The 18,772-nt window shown below is 69.3% G+C and carries 23 protein-coding genes; 16 read left to right on the forward strand and 7 right to left on the reverse strand.

Annotation, left to right across the window (positions count from 1 at the left end; translation table 11 throughout):
- The first annotated feature begins 105 nt into the window (after positions 1–105).
- From ABVF28_RS11780 to ABVF28_RS11795, 4 genes are all read left to right on the forward strand, one after another.
- Positions 106–1,650 (forward strand): HNH endonuclease signature motif containing protein, encoded by a 1,545-nt coding sequence (locus ABVF28_RS11780; protein WP_371030599.1) that lies wholly within the window; start codon positions 106–108, stop codon positions 1,648–1,650.
- A gap of 140 nt (positions 1,651–1,790) precedes the next feature.
- Positions 1,791–2,513 carry a DsbA family oxidoreductase gene (locus ABVF28_RS11785; protein WP_371030600.1) on the forward strand — a complete coding sequence of 241 codons (723 nt, stop codon included), beginning with the start codon at positions 1,791–1,793 and terminating at the stop codon, positions 2,511–2,513.
- Positions 2,510–2,698, forward strand: coding sequence for a hypothetical protein (locus tag ABVF28_RS11790; protein WP_104311710.1), 189 nt, complete (start codon positions 2,510–2,512; stop codon positions 2,696–2,698). The genes ABVF28_RS11785 and ABVF28_RS11790 overlap by 4 nt, the downstream gene beginning before the upstream one ends.
- 36 nt (positions 2,699–2,734) lie before the next feature.
- Complete coding sequence (locus ABVF28_RS11795) at positions 2,735–3,484, forward strand: SGNH/GDSL hydrolase family protein (RefSeq protein WP_104311709.1); 750 nt, start codon at positions 2,735–2,737, stop codon at positions 3,482–3,484.
- A 61-nt stretch (positions 3,485–3,545) separates the two neighbouring features.
- Here the strand turns inward: ABVF28_RS11795 and ABVF28_RS11800 are convergent, their stop codons facing one another.
- Positions 3,546–4,064, reverse strand: coding sequence for an SRPBCC domain-containing protein (locus ABVF28_RS11800; protein WP_371030601.1), 519 nt, complete (start codon positions 4,062–4,064; stop codon positions 3,546–3,548).
- A 231-nt stretch (positions 4,065–4,295) separates the two neighbouring features.
- Between ABVF28_RS11800 and ABVF28_RS11805 the strand changes: the two genes are divergently transcribed.
- The gene (locus tag ABVF28_RS11805) at positions 4,296–4,670 is read left to right on the forward strand and encodes a hypothetical protein (RefSeq protein ID WP_371030602.1); all 375 of its coding nucleotides are present in this window, start codon (positions 4,296–4,298) and stop codon (positions 4,668–4,670) included.
- A 168-nt stretch (positions 4,671–4,838) separates the two neighbouring features.
- Here ABVF28_RS11805 and ABVF28_RS11810 read toward each other — a convergent pair whose 3' ends face one another.
- From ABVF28_RS11810 to ABVF28_RS11825, 4 genes are all read right to left on the reverse strand, one after another.
- The gene (locus tag ABVF28_RS11810; RefSeq protein WP_371030603.1) at positions 4,839–5,120 is read right to left on the reverse strand and encodes a hypothetical protein; all 282 of its coding nucleotides are present in this window, start codon (positions 5,118–5,120) and stop codon (positions 4,839–4,841) included.
- Between the two features lie 184 nt (positions 5,121–5,304).
- A complete protein-coding gene (locus ABVF28_RS11815) occupies positions 5,305–5,730 on the reverse strand; it encodes a hypothetical protein (RefSeq protein WP_371030604.1) in 426 nt (141 codons plus the stop codon).
- The gene (locus ABVF28_RS11820; RefSeq protein ID WP_371030657.1) at positions 5,730–7,034 is read right to left on the reverse strand and encodes an alpha/beta fold hydrolase; all 1,305 of its coding nucleotides are present in this window, start codon (positions 7,032–7,034) and stop codon (positions 5,730–5,732) included. The genes ABVF28_RS11815 and ABVF28_RS11820 overlap by 1 nt, the downstream gene beginning before the upstream one ends.
- Positions 7,035–7,156: 122 nt before the next feature.
- Positions 7,157–8,374: an MFS transporter gene (locus ABVF28_RS11825; protein ID WP_371030605.1), complete on the reverse strand. Its 1,218-nt coding sequence runs from the start codon at positions 8,372–8,374 to the stop codon at positions 7,157–7,159.
- A 121-nt stretch (positions 8,375–8,495) separates the two neighbouring features.
- On the opposite strand from ABVF28_RS11825, the gene ABVF28_RS11830 reads away from it, so the two are divergent.
- From ABVF28_RS11830 to ABVF28_RS11865, 8 genes are all read left to right on the forward strand, one after another.
- A complete protein-coding gene (locus tag ABVF28_RS11830) occupies positions 8,496–8,942 on the forward strand; it encodes a MarR family winged helix-turn-helix transcriptional regulator (RefSeq protein WP_371030606.1) in 447 nt (148 codons plus the stop codon).
- Positions 8,943–9,077: 135 nt separating this feature from the next.
- Positions 9,078–10,727: an ABC-F family ATP-binding cassette domain-containing protein gene (locus tag ABVF28_RS11835; protein WP_371030607.1), complete on the forward strand. Its 1,650-nt coding sequence runs from the start codon at positions 9,078–9,080 to the stop codon at positions 10,725–10,727.
- Between the two features lie 45 nt (positions 10,728–10,772).
- A complete protein-coding gene (locus ABVF28_RS11840) occupies positions 10,773–11,510 on the forward strand; it encodes an MSMEG_4193 family putative phosphomutase (protein ID WP_371030608.1) in 738 nt (245 codons plus the stop codon).
- A 16-nt stretch (positions 11,511–11,526) separates the two neighbouring features.
- On the forward strand, positions 11,527–12,135 hold the full coding sequence (locus ABVF28_RS11845) for a DUF3090 domain-containing protein (RefSeq protein ID WP_104311700.1): 609 nt from the start codon (positions 11,527–11,529) through the stop codon (positions 12,133–12,135).
- Positions 12,136–12,254: 119 nt separating this feature from the next.
- Positions 12,255–13,049: an SCO1664 family protein gene (locus tag ABVF28_RS11850; RefSeq protein WP_371030658.1), complete on the forward strand. Its 795-nt coding sequence runs from the start codon at positions 12,255–12,257 to the stop codon at positions 13,047–13,049.
- A gap of 227 nt (positions 13,050–13,276) precedes the next feature.
- Positions 13,277–13,741: an SRPBCC domain-containing protein gene (locus ABVF28_RS11855; protein WP_371030609.1), complete on the forward strand. Its 465-nt coding sequence runs from the start codon at positions 13,277–13,279 to the stop codon at positions 13,739–13,741.
- A gap of 124 nt (positions 13,742–13,865) precedes the next feature.
- Positions 13,866–14,351 (forward strand): DUF2975 domain-containing protein, encoded by a 486-nt coding sequence (locus ABVF28_RS11860; RefSeq protein ID WP_371030610.1) that lies wholly within the window; start codon positions 13,866–13,868, stop codon positions 14,349–14,351.
- The gene (locus ABVF28_RS11865) at positions 14,351–14,566 is read left to right on the forward strand and encodes a helix-turn-helix transcriptional regulator (protein WP_104311697.1); all 216 of its coding nucleotides are present in this window, start codon (positions 14,351–14,353) and stop codon (positions 14,564–14,566) included. Before ABVF28_RS11860 ends, ABVF28_RS11865 begins: the two co-directional genes overlap by 1 nt.
- A 16-nt stretch (positions 14,567–14,582) precedes the next feature.
- Here ABVF28_RS11865 and ABVF28_RS11870 read toward each other — a convergent pair whose 3' ends face one another.
- Positions 14,583–15,776 (reverse strand): zinc-dependent alcohol dehydrogenase, encoded by a 1,194-nt coding sequence (locus ABVF28_RS11870; RefSeq protein WP_371030611.1) that lies wholly within the window; start codon positions 15,774–15,776, stop codon positions 14,583–14,585.
- A gap of 162 nt (positions 15,777–15,938) precedes the next feature.
- On the opposite strand from ABVF28_RS11870, the gene ABVF28_RS11875 reads away from it, so the two are divergent.
- The 3 genes from ABVF28_RS11875 (at position 15,939) to ABVF28_RS11885 (ending at position 18,419) form a co-directional block, all read left to right on the forward strand.
- On the forward strand, positions 15,939–16,556 hold the full coding sequence (locus ABVF28_RS11875; protein WP_371030612.1) for a maleylpyruvate isomerase family mycothiol-dependent enzyme: 618 nt from the start codon (positions 15,939–15,941) through the stop codon (positions 16,554–16,556).
- Positions 16,553–17,536, forward strand: a complete 984-nt coding sequence (locus tag ABVF28_RS11880) for a carbohydrate kinase (protein ID WP_371030613.1) — start codon at positions 16,553–16,555, stop codon at positions 17,534–17,536. The genes ABVF28_RS11875 and ABVF28_RS11880 overlap by 4 nt, the downstream gene beginning before the upstream one ends.
- Before the next feature lie 130 nt (positions 17,537–17,666).
- The gene (locus ABVF28_RS11885) at positions 17,667–18,419 is read left to right on the forward strand and encodes a sulfite exporter TauE/SafE family protein (RefSeq protein ID WP_371030614.1); all 753 of its coding nucleotides are present in this window, start codon (positions 17,667–17,669) and stop codon (positions 18,417–18,419) included.
- 46 nt (positions 18,420–18,465) lie between these two features.
- Here the strand turns inward: ABVF28_RS11885 and ABVF28_RS11890 are convergent, their stop codons facing one another.
- Positions 18,466–18,759: a hypothetical protein gene (locus tag ABVF28_RS11890; protein WP_211890626.1), complete on the reverse strand. Its 294-nt coding sequence runs from the start codon at positions 18,757–18,759 to the stop codon at positions 18,466–18,468.
- Positions 18,760–18,772 lie beyond the last annotated feature (13 nt).

Raw genomic sequence — 18,772 nt, forward strand, 5'->3', positions numbered from 1 at the left:
AGATCCGGTGATAGCCAGCGCATGAGCCCGTGGAGAGCAACTCACGGGCGAGGAAGTTATCCACGAACCCGCAGAATGTCGGTGGTGCTCCGTAGAGTTGGGGGCATGCAGCAGCACCGCGATGGCCACGTTCCGGACCTGGGGTTCGATCCCTCGGATCCGGGGTCGGTCGCGGCGCGGCGGTCGGAGATTCTGGCTCTGGAGGAGGCGGCTGCGGCGATGCTGGCGGCTGGCACCGCGCTGCAGTTGCGGGCGCACGCGGCGGCGTACGAGTTCGGGCACGCACTCGATGTCGCTGAGGGATGCGCGGAGTCGGCGATGCACGTGAGGTCGATCGCGAACGAGGTGGGGCTGCTCGTGAAGCTCGCCGCTGGCACCGCGCAGGGGCACCTCGCGTCCGCGTCGGTGACGTTACGCGAGTTCCCGGCACTGGCCCTCGCGCTCGAGGAGAACCTGGCGACTCCCGCGCAGGTGACCACGCTCGCGAGTGTCGGGTTGAAGGTGAACCACGCGGACCCCGACGAGCAGTCCGCGCGGCGCGCGGAATTCCTGCAGGTCATGCTGGAACGGGTGCGGGTGGAGCCGTTGCCGCCGAGAGCGTTGCAGAAGGCGGCCGAGCGGGTCGCGGAGGAGCTCACCGGGGAGTCTATCGACGACCGCTACGAGCGAGCGAAGAAGCGCCGCCGCGCGACGGTCGAGGATCTCGGCGACGGCATGAGCGTGCTCCGCGTGCTGATGAGCTCGTTCGTCGCGAACGCGGTCCTGGACCGGGCACGGAAGCAGGGGAAGGCGGTCATCAAGGCCCGCCCCAAGCCCGGCGCGCAGGCGGCAACCGGAGCGGGCGCAGCAGCCGACGCGAACGCGAACCCGTCGAACGCGGCGAGCGGTGGAGACAGCACGGCCCTCGCGCCCGACGAACGCACCCTCGATCAGGTCATGTCCGACGTCATCGCGGACATGCTCCTCACGAGCGACCCCATGGCGGCGAGCCTCGCGAAGGGCATCCAAGCCATCGCGCACATCAGCATCCCCGCGACGACGATGCTGGCCGGCCCCAACACCGGCGGCCCAGGCAGCACGGGCCTTGCCCCGGCGCTGCTCGATGGCATGTCCCCCATGCCGCTCGAGGAGGCGAAACGCCTCGCCGCCACCGCCCCAGCCTTCATCCGCGTGCTCACGCACCCCGTGACGGGCGCAGTGCAGGCCGTCGACTCGTACAAGCCGACCACGGCGATGCGGGCGTTCCTCCAAGCCCGCGACATCCACTGCCGCTTCATCGGCTGCCGACAACCCGCAGCCAGATGCGAACTCGACCACACCAAGGACCACCAATACGGCGGCGAGACCGCCGTCTGGAACCTCAGCGACTTCTGCCTCGCACACCACATCGTGAAACACCACACCGCCTGGAAAGTCCGACAACTCGGCGGCGGCGTCCTCGAATGGACCACACCCAGCGGGAAGATCTACATCGACCGACCCGAACCCTACGACGTGATCTTCAGACCAAGCGACGAGCTCCCACGGATGGCTTCGGGGCGCCCAACGCCCGGAGCAGCATCAGCGACGGCGACTACGACGACGGATGACCACCCGCCAGGAGATGACCTGCCTCCGCGCCCACACGCTCCAAAACCACCGCCTTTCTAGGCTCGCCGGTTGCGAGAGAGCATGGCGAGATGGTTCCTGCCCGGTGCGGGCAGCCGAGTGGGGGTATCTGCGAAGGGGGCCCGGAACAGCTGCGAACGGCAGCTGGGAATAGCCGCGAAGCGGGCCCGGTTGCAGTGCGTGTGACGACAGCAGCGCAGAACGCACCCCAGACCTCTCCGCAAGCCAGCCCAGAGCAGGCACCGATCCGCATCGACATCTGGTCGGACATCGCGTGCCCCTGGTGCTACATCGGGAAGCGGAAGCTGGAGAGCGGTATCGAGCAGTTCTCGGCGTCGGGCGATGCCCCGGCCGTGGAGATCGAATACCACAGCTACGAGCTCTCCCCGGATACGCCCATCGACTTCCACGGGTCGACGACCGAGTACCTCGCCGAGCGCAAGGGACTCCCCCTCGTGCAGGTGGAGCAGATGCTCGACCGTGTGACCGGCATCGCGAAAGACGTCGGCCTCGACTACGACTTCGACTCCGTGCAGCACGTGAACACTGTGCGCGCCCACGAGCTCATCCATTTCGCCAAGGCGAACGGCCGCCAGCTCGAGGCAAAGGAGCAACTCCTCAAGGCGTACTTCGTCGAGGGGCGTGACCTCAGCGATATCGCCGTGCTCGCCGACCTGGCCGACGAGCTCGGACTCGACCGGGCCGCGGCCGTCCACGCTCTGGAGGAGCGTGTGCACCACGACGACGTGCTCGCCGACCAGCAGCAGGCGCAGGCCTACGGCATCCAGGGCGTGCCGTTCTTCGTCATCGACGGCAAGTACGGCGTCTCCGGCGCGCAGGAAGCAGCAACCTTCGCGGAGGTCCTCGCCAAGGTCACGAGCGACCGCGACGAGGCGAACGCATGAACGCCGAGACCGGCATGAGCGACACCAGCACGAGCGACACCAGCACGACTACGACCACGACGCTCGAGGAGCTGCCAGGAGCAGGCGCAGCGGCCCCGGCCGACGGGGTCGCGCCGGCCGCCGGTGGCTTCACGATGCTCGGCGTCGCGGGCACAGCCTGCGAGGGCGACTCCTGCCTCATCTGAACGTCACCTCGCCTCCGGTGTGATGGACTCTCCCGCATGGGATTCACGAGTTTCGCGGCCGTCGGAGACAGCTTCACCGAGGGTGTCGGCGACGAGCTGCCGGATGGACGCGTCCGTGGGTGGGCCGACCTGGTCGCGCAGGGCCTCGCCGTCTCGTCGGCGGAACCGGTCAGCTACGCCAACCTCGCGATCCGCGGTCGCCTGCTCGACGCGATCCTCGAAGAGCAGCTTCCCGCCGCCATCGCGCTCAAGCCACAGCTCCTGAGCCTGAACGGCGGCGGCAACGACATCCTGCGCCCACGCGTCTCCATCGACGCCGTCGCCCAGCGCCTCGTCGACGGCGCCAAGCAGGCCCTCGACGCGGGCATCCACGTGATCCTCCTCTCGGGCGCCAACCCCTCCGACCACCTGCCCATGGGCAAGCGCATCAGCGCCCGCGGCGACGCCCTCGCGGCCGCCGTCCACGCGAAGATCCCCGCCCAGCCGGGCCTCACCTTCGTCGACAACTGGGCAGACCCCGAGCTCACGCACCTCGACTACTGGTCGCGGGACCGCCTCCACATGGGCGTCAGCGGGCATCAACGAGTGGCGGCCAACGTGCTCGCCGCCCTCGACGTTCCCGCGCCGGACTTCGGCCCCCGCGCCCCGAGCATCCAGCGCCCCCGCAACTCCGCGTACTGGCGCGAATACGTCCTCCCATGGATCGGCCGGCGCCTCACCGGGAAATCGTCGGGCGACACCCGGACGGCCAAGTACCCGACGCTCGAACGCGTCATCACCGAGTAGGCAGCCGACACCACGACCCCGAAGGCCGCAGCGCCGGTCAGGGAGACCCGGGCTTGTCCAGTTACCTGTAGAACCCTTCGCGGAGACGAATACCGTGCTCGAGCCACACCTTCATGGCCGCGAGCATGCCCGTCCACCCCATCGAGTTGCCAAACGCAGCCTTCGCACCGGCATCGCTCAGGCGCCAGGCCGCCTCGCTGATGCGCACCCTCGTGCGGGATCCGTCGTCAACAGGATCGAACTCGAACGTCGTCGTCGTGAAGCCTTGCCTCGCGCTGTCCTCATCGGCCTCCCACCGGACGACGATGCGGCTCGGTGCAACCGCCTCGATGACGTCGACGGGGAACGCCCCAGGGAAGTCCGCGAAGTCCCACTGCACCTCCGCTCCGGCCTCCAACCGCCCCCTCGCGCCTCCCGTCGTGAAGTACTCGGAGAGGACGGAGGGGTCGGCGACCGCCTCGTAGACCTCACGCACCGGCTTCGAGATGAAGCCCGAAACCGTGAAACCAAGCTCCGTCAACTCACCGCTCTCACTCGCGCCGCCATCCTCGCCGACGCTGCTCTTCGTGTCATCGCTCATAAGAAAACCCTCTCACTCAGGCTTTGTGCCGTATAGTCGTGGAGTCGACGCATGATCACCCCGCTTCTCGCGGACATTCCAGATCTTGCCAGTCGCCATCCGCGCCACCGGATCCGTGGCCACCAGGACCCAAGTCCGAGACGCCGTTCCACTCAACAGCAGACGCTGCTCGCGAAGACGCTCTCCACGAGAGCACACGGCTGACCAGCACGCGCCCACCCGGGCGCACACATGCTTGAAAGAAAGCGCCCCGCCAACGCAGGCGGGCTGCGTCGCAACGAAACGAAGATTCGCATCACACTCGCACTACCATTCACTCTGCCCGCACCTCGAGTCTCCTGGCGACAAGCCGACGACGACGTGTACGCGGCAACCATCAGCGACGAGTTCGCTGGCTTCATCACGATCGCAGACACCGGTCTGCACACGCTGCAGGGCCCTCAAGGCCAGAGCATCGGCGACTACGAGACGCTCGACGAAGCCCAGGAGGCACTCGCCGCAGCCCTGTTCCCGCTCGAGCACGACCAGTCCGACGTCGCGGCGGCACGACCGCGTCGCCGCCGCGCGGGCCGACGCAGCGCCGTTGGCACGCGCACTGCCGGATAGCTAGGCGAACTGCTATACAGAGCTTCCGGCGCAACGGCCCCTTGAACGGGAGCCGCCGAGGAGTCGACGCCGTCGCTGACAGCGAGTAGCCGCAGCCCATTTCCGGGCTGCGGCTACACCTGTATCAGGGGCTAGAACTCGGCGTCAGGTTGAAACCGAGACGGCCGCTCAGCTCTCCCCCGGGTCGTCGCTTTCGGCCACTGCGACCGTCGTCGGCGCAATGGCCGGGTCCGTCGCACCCGGACGCGCCTGTCCCGGCAGCACCGGGTCAGGCCGCCAGCCGTGCGTGTGAAAGTGCGTGCTCTCCCCAGAACCGCCCTCGTCTCTCCAGCGCTCCTCGCCCTCGGGAACTCCCTCTTCGATGCTGTCTTCACCCATGATCGTCGCCGCCTCACTGCGCTCGGATCCCGCGGGCGACTGACTGTCGCCCGACTCATCCCAGAGAAGCACTCGAGGCTCCGAACCGGATGAACGCGAGTCGAGCAGTCGCTCCGCATCCGCACCAGCGCTCGCACGCCCACCCGCATCCAGCACCAGGCACCCGCGCTCGCATCCGCACCAGCAGCAGCACCAGCAGCAGCACCAGCACCAGCACCAGCGCTATCACCCGCACCGGCACCGGCTCCGGCCGGAGCTAGTCCGCGAGCGGCTCGATCGCCGTGATCTTCGCCGACCACGGGCAGTACACGTCGCTCGTGACGGTTCCGTCCTCGACGTACTCGGGAAGACCGTCGCAGACCTCCGTCGTGAAGTCTGCGAACTCGAGCGTTGCCGGGTCGATGTGCCACGTCCACGGTTCGTTGACGGACGCGTCGCCGCGGACGACGGTACCCAGAGGGATCGACGACACGTCCTCGCCGTCGAGGAGCTTCTGCGCGTGCTCGACGAGCTCCGGGGTTGCGAGCTCGACCTTGAAGGTCTGATCGACGACCTGGAACGTGGCGACCGCCCGCGTGAGGGGCGCGTCCGCTTGCGGCGAGCATCCGCTCAAGGCGGCAACCGCCCCGGCACTCAGTAGCACCGCGAGGCCAGTGGATGCGGCGCGACGGGTCTTGGACATCAGGAGCCTCCGTTGTCGGGGACGTGCTGTTCGAGCCAGCGTTCCAGCTCGGGAAGCGCCTCATAGGCGATCGTGCCGTGGCTCGCGCCTGGCACGGTCACGGCATGGACGTCGACCCCGATGGATTCCTCGTGGGCGACGAACGCCGCGGTATCGGCGGGCAGCACCAGCTCGTCCGCGCTCCCCTGCGCGACGAAGAGCGGCGCCTCGAACGCCTTCGCCCCGGCCGAGTTCTCTGCAAGGAGCGTCGCCCAAGGCTCAACCGTGGTCGGGTCGTGCAGCGTGAAGTCACCGACGAGCGGCTGCCCGATGTCGTGCAGTTCGGTGAGGCTCGTGAGCAGGCACAGCGAATTCATCTGCGCGACCTTCGCGATGGCAGGTGGAGTGAGGATGCCCGCGAGCTCCGCCCCCGGCACGTCCGCGTAGACCTCGGCGAAAGCCGGGAACGCGTACGAGCCGATCGTCACGCCCGAGATGTCGTCGAGGTGCGAGCCCATGAGTTTCGTGAGATCCGCGGCGGGTGCCGCCGCCGCAACCGCCACGACCTTGAGCTCGGGCGCGTAGCTCGGCGCTTCCTGGGCCGCGAACAGCACAGCCTGGCCGCCCTGCGAGTGCCCCCAGAGCACAACCTCGGTCCCGGCCTCTGCTGCTTCGATCTGCTGCGCCGCGCGCACCGCGTCCAGCACGCTTCTGGCCGCCGTCTCTCCCACGAGGTACGAATCCTGCCCGGCCTGCTTGCCGTCGGCCGTCACAACGCCCATCCCGAGATAGTCGGTCGCGACGACCGCATAGCCGCGGTCGAGCATGAGCCGCATCCCCTCGATTCCGAGGAACGGATCGAACGCGCGTGAGGGAGCGCACGACGGGTCGGTGCCGGTCGTGGGGTGCCCCCAGGCGAGCACCGTGCGGCCCCCGGCGGGCGCCTCCCCATCCGGGACGACGACAACGCCCGTGACCAGCACCGGCGAGCCGTTGAGATCGGTCGACGAGTACATGATGCGCCACGCCTGCGAGCCGAGGGGTGTGCCGAGGAGCTGCTCGCTCCGCACGAGGGTGCCAGGCTCGCTCGGCGCGTCCCCGCCCGGCAGCTCGTAGAACGCGGCAAGCTCACCCTGCTCGATCGTGTCACCGCTCACACGCAGCACCTCGGCGCCCACGATGATCGCGACGAGAGCGAGCGCCCCGGTCAGGACGAACGCGGCAGCACGCTTCGGAGCTCGATTCCGGGTCCGAGCCCCGCTCGGCTGGGGCGGGCGCGAACCGGTCGCTCGACGCGGGGATACCTCTGGCAGGTTCGCTGGCATCTCGGCCACTGGCGGTCCTCTTCTGAGCTGCTCCGGCCTCAACTGCTTCCTGAGGCGAGCTTCGACGCAGCCTGCGGGGATTCGGGGCTACGAGATCAGTGTCGGCCCGCCCAGGCAGGCGGTCAAGCAGCAGGCGTTGACGCGAGCGCCGGTTGCTCGCGCGGCACCTCTCCCCCTCGCGAACCGCGCCGGAGTTCACCGCCGGGCATGACGCCGGCGATCACCAGCGCGGCGAGCCCGGCAAGCGTCACCGCGGCGCCGGCCCAGAGCGGCGAAGCGTAGCCGAGCCCGGCAGCGATGGTCAGCCCGCCGATCCAGGCGCCGAACGCGTTCCCGACGTTGAAGGCGGCGATGTTCGCGCCGGAGGCCAGCGTCGGGGCGTCACCAGCGAAGTTCATGATGCGCATCTGCAGTCCGGGGACCGTCGCGAACCCGAAGCCGCCCATGAGGACGAGCAGCACCAGCGTCGCGACCTGGCTCGACGCGAGCAGCGCAAACGCGACGAGGATCACGATGAGTCCGACCAGCAGGACCAGCAGGGTGCGCCCAAGGTTCCGGTCGGCGGCCCGGCCGCCGACGATGTTGCCGACGAAGAGGCCGACGCCGAAGAGCACCAGGAGCCAGGGGACGGTGGACGCCGCGAACCCGGACACCCCGGTCAGCGTGAAGGCGATGTAGCTGAACGCCCCGAACATGCCGCCGTAGCCGAGCACCGTGATGGCCATCGAGGCCCAGACCTGCCCGGAGCGGAAGATGCGGAACTCGGCGAGGACGCTGCCGCCGCCGCTGCGCCCGGCGGACGCGGGGATCAGCACCGCCATGCCGACGAGAGCGACGACGCCGATCGACGCGATCACCCAGAACGTCGAACGCCACCCAGCGGCCTGTCCGATGAACGTCCCGATCGGCACGCCGAGCACGTTGGCGACCGTGAGACCCGCGAACATCAGCGAGATGGCCGCTGCCTTCCGGTTCGCGGGAACCAGGTTCGCGGCGACGACCGCCCCGATCCCGAAGAAGGCGCCGTGGCTGAGGGCCGCGACGATGCGCCCGAGCATCATCACCTCGTAGCTGGGTGCCAGCGCCGAGAGCACGTTGCCCGCGATGAAGATGATCATGAGCCCCACCAGCGCCTTTTTGCGGTCCAAGCGGGTGAGAGCGACCGTGAGTCCGATCGCGCCGACTGCCACCGCCAAGGCGTAGCCGGAGATCAGGGCGCCGGCGACAGCCTCCGAGACAGCGAAGTCGGCAGCGACCTCGGGGAGCAGCCCCATGATGACGAACTCGGTCAGACCGATTCCGAACCCGCCGAGTGCGAGCGCGAAGAACGCGATTGGCATGTTTCCTCCAGCGATATACGGCGCGTGCAGTAGTTGCACACGCAACGAAGATGATCGTTGCACACGCGCTATATCCGCGCAAGTGGAGTAGTATTGGCAGCCACGCACCTGAGGAGGGCACATGGGAATCGCCGACGACGCCGTGGAGATCCGCGCCAGAGGCTGGCGCACGCTCGCGGCCCTCCACGGACTCATCGAGATGGAGCTCGAGCGCTCCCTGCAACGCGAGCACAAGCTTTCGGTCGTCGAGTTCACCGTCCTCGACGCCCTGAGCCGCCAGGACGGATGGCACATGCGGATGCGTCAGCTCGCCCGCGCCGCCGCACTCTCGAGCAGCGCGACCACTCGCCTCGTGACCCGCTTGGAAGACCGGAAGCTGCTGACGCGCATCCTGTGCGACGACGACCGACGTGGCATCTACACGGAACTGACGCCGCTCGGCCGCGACCTCTTCGAGCGTGCACGTCCCACGCACGATTCAGTGCTCGAGCAGTCCTTGTCCGAGGCAGCGGAGGTGCCTGAGCTCGCACCACTCGTCGGAGCCCTCCACGCCGACACCCTCGTGTAGCCACTCCCGCCGCAAGGACCAACTGCCGGGGCTCGACACCAGGCCTCGGACCACAGGCCCGGAACCGAGGCTGCGACGGGGCGCCGAACAGGGGCGCCGTCGCCGCGCAGCGTCGGAGTGCGCGACCATAGAACAATGACCGCAACCCTCGTCGCCAAGGACCTCGCCGGTGGCCACGACCACCGAACGCTCTTCTCCGCCCTCGACCTCGTCGTCGCCCCGGGCGACGTGGTCGGAGTCGTGGGTGCGAACGGTGCCGGCAAATCGACGCTGCTGCGCCTCCTGGCCGGCATCGATGAGCCCCAGGAAGGCAGCGTCTCGCTCGCACCCGCCGACGCCTTCATCGGCTGGCTGCCACAGGAGCACGAGCGCGTCGCCGGCGAGAGCGTCGCGCAGTACGTGGGCCGCCGAACCGGCACCACCGAGGCGACCAGGGAGATGGATGCGGCCGCCGAAGCCCTTGCCGAGGAGGCGAAGCCCGGCGCCCCCGACCCCGGCGAGATCTACGCGGTCGCCCTCGAACGCTGGCTCGCGAGCGGCGCTGCCGACCTCGAGGAGCGCCTCCCCGCGGTCCTCGCCGAGCTCGGCCTCGAACTGAGCGCCGACGCCCTCATGACGTCCCTCTCCGGCGGGCAGGCGGCCCGAGTCGGCCTGGCAGCGCTCCTCCTCTCACGATTCGACATCGTGCTCCTCGACGAGCCGACCAACGACCTCGACCTCGACGGGCTCGATCGCCTTGAGGCGTTCATCCAGGGCCTTCGCGGCGGAGTGATCCTCGTCAGCCACGACCGCGAATTCCTCGCCCGCAGCGTCACGCGTGTGCTCGAGCTCGACCTCGCCCAGCACAGCAACCGCGTCTACGGCGGCGGCTACGAAGCCTTCCTGGAGGAGCGCGCCACCGCGAAGCGGCACGCGCGCGAAGAGTACGAGGAGTTCGCCGAGAAGAAGGCAGACCTCGTGGGGCGCGCGCGCACGCAGCGTGAGTGGTCGAGCCAGGGGGTGCGCAATGCGATGCGAAAGGCGCCAGACAACGACAAGATCCGTCGCAAGGCGTCCACCGAGTCCAGCGAGAAGCAGGCCCAGAAGGTGCGCCAGATGGAGAGCCGCATCGCCCGCCTCGACGAGGTCGAGGAGCCGCGCAAGGAATGGCAGCTGCAGTTCACGATCGGCTCGGCTCCGCGTTCGAGCAGCGTCGTCTCCACCCTGTCGCGCGCGGAACTCCGTCTGGGCGAGTTCACGTTCGGCCCCGTGTCCGTGCAGGTCGACGCCGGCGACCGCATCGGCATCACTGGCCCGAACGGCGCTGGCAAGTCGACCCTCCTGCGCCTCCTCCTCGGGCGCATCCAACCGGATTCGGGCACCTCGAGCCTGGGTTCGAGCGTCGCCATCGGCGAGATCGACCAGGCCAGGGCGGCCCTCGCGGGCCCCACGCCGCTCGCCGAGCAGTTCGAAGCGCAGGTGCCAGACTGGCCAACCGCCGAGGTGCGCACCCTCCTCGCGAAGTTCGGGCTGAAAGCCGACCACGTCGGTCGAAGCGCCGACGAGCTCTCCCCCGGCGAGCGAACCCGGGCGGGCCTCGCCCTTCTCCAGGCCCGCGGCGTGAACCTGCTGGTGCTCGACGAACCCACCAACCACCTCGACCTCGTCGCCATCGAGCAGCTCGAGCAGGCGCTCGAAAGCTACGACGGCACCCTCCTGCTCGTCACGCACGACCGGCGGATGCTCGAGACCGTGCAGCTGAACAGGGCCTGGCACGTCGAAGGCGGGCAGCTCACCGAGCGCTGATGCCGCGCAGGGACTTCCCGTGACGCACCGATTAGGGTGACTCGCATGGCCACCGTCATCCTCGTCCGCCACGGACGCACCACGGCGAACGCGAGCGGACTCCTCGCGGGACGCACCCCGGGAGTCCTCCTCGACGAGACCGGGCGGGCGCAAGCCGCCGCGACCGGGGCGAGGCTCGCGTCGGTGCCCCTCGCCCGCCTCGTCACGAGTCCTCTCGAGCGATGCGTCGAGACCGCAGCCGCGATCCGCGCGCAGCAGCCCACCGACTCCTTCGACGCCCCTCACGTCGACCCCTCGCTCGACGTCATCGACGAAGACCTCACCGAGTGCGGCTACGGGGCCTGGCAGAACCGGAGCCTCGCCGACCTCGCGAAGGAAGACCTCTGGGCGACCGTCCAGACGCAGCCGTCCGCCGTCACGTTCCCCGACGGAGAATCGATGGCCGCGATGCAGTCGAGGGCGGTCGCCGCGGTGCGTCGGCACGACGCCGACGTCGAGCGCGAGTTCGGGCCCGGCGCCGTCTGGGTCGCCGTGAGCCACGGCGACATCATCAAGGCCGTGCTCGCCGACGCGCTTGGGATGCACCTCGACCTGTTCCAACGGCTCGCCGTCGGACCCGCATCGACCTCGATCATCAGCTACGGCAAGGCACGCCCGAGCGTCCCCATCATCAACTCCGATGCCGGAGACCTGTCCTGGCTCGCCCCGTCGCACGCTGCCGCGGCAGGTGGCCCCCAGACGGGAGACGCGACCGTCGGCGGCGGCGCGGGCAGAGCCTCCTGAGCATAGGCTTGAGACCATGACGACCCTCGTGCATGAATTCGACTGGCCGGACCGATTTGTCGTCGGCACGCTCGGCAAGCCCGGCGAGCGAACCTTCTACCTGCAGGCACGCGACGGCTCCCGCGTCGTGAGCGTCATCCTCGAGAAGGAGCAGTCCGCTCTGCTCGCCGAGAAGGTCGACGAGATCCTCGACCAGCTCATGCTCGAAGACGGCAACCGCTACAGCGTTCCGAGTTCGACCCCCATCGAGCTCATCGATGAGGAGCCGCTCGACACGCCCGTCGACGGCCGCTTCAGAGTCGGCACGATCGGCCTCGGCTGGGAGCCGGCAACCGCACAGGTCATCCTCGAGGTGATCCCCGTCGTCGAGGTCGAACTCGAGGTCGACGCGGACGTGGACACCGAGGCTCTCGAGGCAGAGCTGGCCCGCATGGCCGGCCTCGACGAGCTCGTCGAGGCGGCCGAACCCGAGGAGCTGCTCCGCGTGCGCATCCCCGTGGGCTCGGCCCGTGCCTTCGCGAAGCGGACCCTCGAAATCGTCGGCGCCGGCCGATCGCTGTGCCCCCGCTGCGGCCTCCCGATGGACCCGGAAGGCCACGACTGTCCGGCAGACGACGGCCTGTGACCGAACCCGAGCCGAACGAGGAAACCGCGGACACGGCTCAAGTGCCCGAGTCCGAGGGGCCGACGGCGTCCACGTCGATCGCCTCCGACCCGGGCGACACCGACCCGGGCGACACCGCTTTGGGTGACGCCGCTCCGAGCGGTCCGGTGCTCGAGCTCACCGCCCGGCTCATGAGCGCGTCGAACGCGACCTTCGTCGGCACCTACACCGTTCCAGGTGCCGACCCTGTCGACGTCGTCTACAAGCCATCCCGCGGCGAGAAGCCGCTCTGGGACTTCCCGAACAACGACCTCGCCAATCGCGAGGTCGCCGCGTACCTCGTCTCAGAGGCCCTTGGCTGGAACATCGTGCCGCGAACCTGGCTCGGTGACGGCCAGTTCGGGCCCGGGATGCTCCAGCTGTGGCAGGACATCGACGAAGCGCAAGACCCCGTCGATCTCGTCGCCGCGACCGAGGTGCCGGGAGACGGTTGGCGGACCATCCTCAGCGGCGAAGACGAGACCGGTCGCGAGGTCGTCCTCATCCACGAGGACTCCCCCATCATGCGGCGCATGGCGATCTTCGACGCCATCGTCAACAACGCTGACCGCAAGGGCGGCCACGTGCTCGCCATGCCGGACGGGCACCGCTACGGCATCGACCACGGCCTCTCATTCCACGTCGAGCCGAAGCTGCGGACCGTCCTGTGGGGGTGGGTCGGCGAGCCGATCAGCGACGATGAGACGACGAGCATCCGAAAGCTCCACGAGGCGCTTGCCGATACGCGTGACGGCGGCCTCGGAGCCAGGCTCGCCGAGCTCCTCTCGGTCGCCGAGCTCGGGCAGCTCGCCGCCCGCGTTGAACGCCTCACGGCCGAACGCGAGTTCCCGGCCCCGGAGGGCGACATGCCCGCGGCGCCCTGGCCGCTCTTCTGAGACACGACCCTCGGTCGCCGGACTGCACGGCGCGCCGTGCAGTGACGAGGCACGAGGCCCCGGTGACGCGCGTTGTCGGGGAGACTCCAACCCTGGGTACCTAGCCTTGCTGCAGGCCGACGAGCTGACTCCACCGTGGCCAGCCGCGACCTGAGTCGCGGTGACGCAGCGTCGATGAAGACCGCGTCGACGAAGACAGCGTCCACGAACACGCAGAGGAGTCAGCCATGACCAGCCCGGAAGCCGTCGCACAGCCGGAGTTCGCCCTCAGCCGCACCGTCGCCGCTCCTCGCGAGCGCGTCTGGCGCGCGTGGACGGACGCCGACGACCTCAGCCACTGGCACCACCCCGTGAGCGTCTCGACGCCTCGCGAGACCATCACCCTCGATGTCCGAGAAGGCGGCGCCTACGCCTACACGATGGTGAACGACGACACCGGCGACGAGTATCCGACGGCGGGCACCTACCTGCTGGTTGCCGAACCGGAACGCCTCGTCTTCACGTGGGGCTCGCCCGACGACGATCCGGCGGCATCCCCCGTCGTCAGCGTCGACCTCACGACGGGCGACCATGAGACCGACACCGAGGTCGCACTGCACGTCCGGGGAATCCCCGGCCAGCCCGGTGACGACAACGTCTACGACGGCTGGATGCAGGCGCTCGACAACCTCGCCGCCTACCTCGCCCGATAACCACACCAGTGTCAACGTGCTGAGGTGAGCATGGACAGGTGATCGTGTCGCATGCTCGCGTCCACCTGCTGTAACCTATCGAAAATCGATAGAAAAGCATCGCTAGACAGCAGGAGATCACACCGTGGGCACCGTCACCATCTTCGTACTCAAGGCCGTCATCGCGGTCTCGCTCCTCGGGTCGCTCGCAGTCCAGCTCCTGCTCCTGCCGCTCGCCTGGGCGGACCTCGCGGGCGTTCCGACGCCGGCCCGGGTCGCTCTCGTCGCGCTCGCCGCGATCTTCGTGCTCACCCTGCAGGTCAGCGCTGTCAGCATCTGGCGTCTGCTGACGATGATCCGCCGAGGCTCGGTCTTCTCCGCAGGAGCCTTCCGCTACGTCGACACGATCATCGGCGCGATCACCGTCGCCTCACTCACCATCCTCACGCTGGCCATCCTGCTCGCTCCGGGACTCGCGGCACCCGGCCTGATCGGCCTTCTCTGCGGTGCCGCGCTCGTCACGGCCGGCGGCGCCCTCCTCATGGTGGTGATGAGGATGCTGCTGCGCCTCGCCACCAGGCGCGAGGCCGAGGCCGAGGCGCTCCGCGGCGAGCTCGGCGAGGTCATCTGATGCCGATCGCCATCGATATCGACGTGATGCTCGCGCGCAGGAAGATGTCCGTGGGCGAGCTCGCGGAGCGGGTCGGCATCACCCCGGCCAACCTCGCCGTCTTGAAGAACGGTCGAGCCAAGGCAGTGCGCTTCACGACGCTCGAGGCGCTCTGCGTCGCCCTTGAGTGTCAGCCGGGCGAGCTCCTCCGCTGGGAACCCGCCGCGGCTGAGTGACTCCTCTGGACGGGGCTCAGCCGCGAGGCTTCAGCACGACCTTGATGCACCCTTCGGCTTTCTTCTGGAACACCTCGTACATCCGTGGCGCGTCTTCGAGCGGCATGCGGTGCGTCACGAGATCCTCCGTGCCGAGCGGGTCGCTGCGGTCTTCCACGAGCGGCAGCAGCTCCGGGATCCAGCGCTGCACATTGCACTGGCCCATGCGCAGGGTCAGCTGCTTGTCGAACATGGTCATCATCGGCATCGGGTCGGCCGTTCCCGCGTACACGCCGCTCAGCGACACCGTGCCGCCCCGGCGCACCGCGTCGACGGCGAGCATGATCGCCGACAGCCGGTCGACACCGGCGGTCTTGATGACCTTCTTCGCGACGGCGTCCGGGAGCAGGCCGGCACCCTTCTGCGCGAGCTCCGCGAAGCCGGAGCCGTCTCCGGAACCGTGCGCCTCCAGGCCGACCGCATCCACGACGGAATCGGGGCCACGCCCGTCGGTGGCGGCGCGAAGCGCGTCCGCGGTCTCATCGTCGTAGTCGAAGACCTCGACCCCGTAGCGCTCCGCGAGCGCCCGACGCTCGGGCACCGGGTCGACGCCGAGCACCCGGTAGCCCAGGTGCCTTCCGATGCGGGCAGCGAACTGGCCCACCGGCCCGAGGCCGACGACGGCGAGCGTCCCGCCCTCTGGCACAGCGGCGTACTTCACGCCCTGCCAAGCTGTCGGAAGGATGTCGCTGAGGAAGAGGTACCGTTCGTCGGACAGCTCGTGCCCGACCTTGATGGCGTTGTTGTCGGCGAGGCGCACCCGGAGGTACTCGGCTTGCCCGCCGGGCACCGAGCCGTAGAGCTCCGTGTACCCGTAGAGGTCGGCACCGGTGCCCTGCTCGGTGTTCTGCGTCACCTCGCACTGCGTGGACAGCCCGGAATGGCAGGCCACGCAGTCGCCGCAGGCGATCACGAAGGGCACGACGACTCGGTCGCCGACACTGAGCTTCGTCACGCCGGAGCCGACCTCCTCGACGATGCCCATCGTCTCGTGGCCGAGGATGTCGCCCTTCGCGAGGAACGGCCCGAACACGCTGTACAAGTGCAGGTCGGAGCCGCAGATGGCCGCCGACGTCACGCGGATGATCGCGTCGCCCGCCTCCTCGATCGTCGGTTTGGGGACCGTCTCGACGGACACTTCGCCGGTCGACTGCCACGTGAGCGCGCGCATGGGGATTCCTCTCGTCGGGGGAGGCGCCATCGTCGAGCGGGCGCCGGACATTCTGGGGTACGCCTCGAGGCTACGAAGGAACGCCCCTCGGATGCGCGGGGTTGACTTCACAGGCGCGCCCACGGCTCGCCGATGGGGCCTCGACGCGGTAGCGTCAGGGCTGTGAGTCGACCGGGAGCCCATTGGCGCATCGTGCACGCGGAACGCGCGGCGCTCATCGCCGACCTCCGCAACCTCGACGACGCCGACTGGGTCACCCCATCGCTCTGCGCGGGGTGGACCGTGCACGACGTGCTCGCGCACCTCGTCAACGACGCGACGACGACTCGCCTCGGCTTCGTCGCGCAGCTCACGGCCGCACGCTTCGACTTCGACGCCCTCAACCAGCGAGGAGTCGAGGCGGAGCGTCGAGCGCATCCCCTCGACACGCTCGCCCGATTCGGTGAAGTCGCGGACCGCACGTCGAGCGGGCCGACGCCGGCCGCGACGCGCTACGTCGAAGCCATCGTGCACGGTGAGGACATTCGCCGCCCCCTCGGCATCGCGCACGACTATCCGCAGGACGCCGTCCTCGCCGCGATCGCTCATCAGCGCAAGACCCCCGTCTCGATGGGCGGCGGACGCGAACTCGCCGCCGGCCGCAGACTCGTCGCAACCGACGCGGTCACAGCGAATGGAAAGCCCCTCGCGCTCGGCGAGGGCCCCTCCGTCCGGGGAACCGCCATCGACCTGCTCCTCTGGCTGAGCGGTCGCGACATCGAACCGGAGGCGATCTCATGAACGAACGCGCAGCATCCGCCGCAGACACGCAGAACGACGCCGCGGGCTGCGAACTGGCGAGCGCGCTCGTGATCGGCGAGGCGCTTGTCGACCTGCTGCCCGGTGACGAGCATTCCCCGGAGGGGCGGGCCCTCCCGGGAGGCTCCCCCATGAACGTCGCCGTCGGCCTGGCTCGGCTCGGCCACCGCTCTCAGCTCGCCGCGCGGCTCGCCGACGACGAGCTCGGCGGGCTGGTGATCGCCCATCTCGCGGAGTCCGGTGTCGAACTGGTCGATGGCGCGCTCGACGGCCAGCGCACCTCGACCGCGAGCGCCACCCTTGATGAGCACGGCAGCGCGAGCTACGAGTTCGATCTCGACTTCTCGCTGCCCACGCCAGATCTCACGCGCGTCGACGCGCTGCACACGGGGTCCATCGGCGCGGTCGTCGACCCCGGAGGCGCAGTCGTCCGAGCCGTGTTCGAGGAGGCATGGGGCCGCGGCGGCATCCTCACGAGCTACGACCCCAACGTGCGCGCGGCCATCATGGGCGAGCGCGAGGCGGTCGTCGAACGCGTCGAGGCCCTGGTCGCCCTCAGCCACGTCGTGAAGCTCAGCGACGAGGACGCCGCCTGGCTGTACCCGCAGCTGAGCCCCTCAGATGTGCTCCTTCGCCTCACCGAGCTCGGCGCCCGCCTCGCCCTCATGACGCGCGGCGGCGATGGCGCCCTCGCACGCACGGCCGAGCGCGAGTTCACCGTGCCGGCCCCGGCCGTCCGAGTCGTCGACACGGTCGGCGCGGGCGACGCCTTCATGTCGGGCCTCCTCCACGCCGTCTCCACCCCGAACATCCGCAGGGTGATCCTCGGTGGCGCTCACGGCAGCACCTTCGACGACTCCTGGGTGGATGCTGCCCTCGCGACAGCCGCGCAGAGCGCCGCCGTCACGGTGGCCCGCGCTGGCGCGAACCCGCCGTGGCCGGAAGAGCTCGACCGCGCGTGACGACGAGCCCCGCGTGACGACGAGCGGCGCGTGCCGACGCTCGAGGCGTGGCGGGACCGATTCCATCCCCGCCAGCACCGCGCTTGTCGTCACGACAGGACAAGGACGGCCCCGGCCCTAGACTCGACAGGTGCTCGAGCTGATCCCCCAACTCCCCACCTTCGGATGGGTCCTGCTCGCAGTGGCCGCCTTCGCCGTCGGAATCTCGAAGACGGCACTGCCAGGCGTCACGACGCTGTCGGTCGCGACCTTCGCGGCCGTGCTCCCCGCCAAGCAGTCGACCGGGGCCCTGCTCGTGCTGCTCATCGTCGGCGACATGTTCGCGCTGTGGACGTATCGCCGCCACGCGGACTGGTCAACGCTCGTCAAGCTCATCCCGGCAGTCGCGGTCGGCCTGCTCGCGGGCGCCGCCTTCCTCGCCTTCGCCGACGACGACTGGGTGCGCCGCGTCATCGGCATCATCCTGCTCATCCTCGTCGCCATCACCGTGTGGCGCCGCTACCGCACCCCAGAGACGCCGAGCGACCGCGCCGCCAAGATCGCGCGTGTCGGCTACGGATCGCTGGGCGGGTTCACGACGATGGTCGCCAACGCCGGCGGTCCCGTCATGGCGATGTACTTCCTCGCCGCCAAGTTCCCCGTCAAGGCCTTCCTCGGAACGGCCGCCTGGTTTTTCACGATCGTCAACATCGCGAAGCTGCCGTTCTCGATCGGGCTGGGCCTCATCACGCCGAGCACCCTCGTGCTGGACCTGCTGCTCGTTCCGCTCCTCATCGGCGGCGCATTCCTCGGGCGCTGGCTCGCCCCGCGGCTGAGCCAGCAGCTCTTCGACCGCATCGTCCTGGTGCTCACGATCGCCGGTGCCGTCTACCTGCTCGTGTGAGGGCACCCGGCACCGCGTGAGGGCGCCGCGGCTCTCGAGACGCCGCCTACTTCGCGCGACGGAAGAGCGACTTCAGCCGCGACACGTGACGGTCGGTGAAGTCGTTCGAGAGCTTCATCGTCTCGGCGGTGAGATTGCCACCGGACATGATGGAGCGCAGCGTGGCCTCGGCCCGCTCCTGCTGCGTCAGCTCGAGCGGCTCCGCCGCGGTAGGGGCGGCTGAGTCCACAGCCGAGTCCTCTGGCCTGTCCTCGACATTGCCCTCAGCGTCGTGCCCGGGAGCGCGCTCACGTCCAACCCCGTGCTCCCGCTCGCTCGGGACCTGCGCTGCATCAGCCATGTCGGCCAGGCTA

It is taken from the genome of Pseudoclavibacter sp. JSM 162008 (assembly GCF_041366455.1).
Taxonomy (GTDB): Bacteria; Actinomycetota; Actinomycetes; order Actinomycetales; family Microbacteriaceae; genus Pseudoclavibacter.

Excerpts from the sequence above, each read along its gene's own strand:
- ABVF28_RS11820 (WP_371030657.1), bottom strand. The coding sequence starts at position 7,034 with ATGCCAGCGAACCTGCCAGAGGTATCCCCGCGTCGAGCGACCGGTTCG.
- ABVF28_RS11835 (WP_371030607.1), top strand. The coding sequence starts at position 9,078 with ATGACCGCAACCCTCGTCGCCAAGGACCTCGCCGGTGGCCACGACCAC.
- ABVF28_RS11840 (WP_371030608.1), top strand. The coding sequence starts at position 10,773 with ATGGCCACCGTCATCCTCGTCCGCCACGGACGCACCACGGCGAACGCG.
- ABVF28_RS11845 (WP_104311700.1), top strand. The coding sequence starts at position 11,527 with ATGACGACCCTCGTGCATGAATTCGACTGGCCGGACCGATTTGTCGTC.
- ABVF28_RS11825 (WP_371030605.1), bottom strand. The coding sequence starts at position 8,374 with ATGCCAATCGCGTTCTTCGCGCTCGCACTCGGCGGGTTCGGAATCGGT.
- ABVF28_RS11865 (WP_104311697.1), top strand. The coding sequence starts at position 14,351 with ATGCCGATCGCCATCGATATCGACGTGATGCTCGCGCGCAGGAAGATG.
- ABVF28_RS11805 (WP_371030602.1), top strand. The coding sequence starts at position 4,296 with ATGCTTGAAAGAAAGCGCCCCGCCAACGCAGGCGGGCTGCGTCGCAAC.
- ABVF28_RS11790 (WP_104311710.1), top strand. The coding sequence starts at position 2,510 with ATGAACGCCGAGACCGGCATGAGCGACACCAGCACGAGCGACACCAGC.
- ABVF28_RS11870 (WP_371030611.1), bottom strand. The coding sequence starts at position 15,776 with ATGCGCGCGCTCACGTGGCAGTCGACCGGCGAAGTGTCCGTCGAGACG.
- ABVF28_RS11890 (WP_211890626.1), bottom strand. The coding sequence starts at position 18,759 with ATGGCTGATGCAGCGCAGGTCCCGAGCGAGCGGGAGCACGGGGTTGGA.
- ABVF28_RS11815 (WP_371030604.1), bottom strand. The coding sequence starts at position 5,730 with ATGTCCAAGACCCGTCGCGCCGCATCCACTGGCCTCGCGGTGCTACTG.
- ABVF28_RS11880 (WP_371030613.1), top strand. The coding sequence starts at position 16,553 with ATGAACGAACGCGCAGCATCCGCCGCAGACACGCAGAACGACGCCGCG.
- ABVF28_RS11780 (WP_371030599.1), top strand. The coding sequence starts at position 106 with ATGCAGCAGCACCGCGATGGCCACGTTCCGGACCTGGGGTTCGATCCC.
- ABVF28_RS11855 (WP_371030609.1), top strand. The coding sequence starts at position 13,277 with ATGACCAGCCCGGAAGCCGTCGCACAGCCGGAGTTCGCCCTCAGCCGC.
- ABVF28_RS11800 (WP_371030601.1), bottom strand. The coding sequence starts at position 4,064 with ATGAGCGATGACACGAAGAGCAGCGTCGGCGAGGATGGCGGCGCGAGT.
- ABVF28_RS11830 (WP_371030606.1), top strand. The coding sequence starts at position 8,496 with ATGGGAATCGCCGACGACGCCGTGGAGATCCGCGCCAGAGGCTGGCGC.
- ABVF28_RS11795 (WP_104311709.1), top strand. The coding sequence starts at position 2,735 with ATGGGATTCACGAGTTTCGCGGCCGTCGGAGACAGCTTCACCGAGGGT.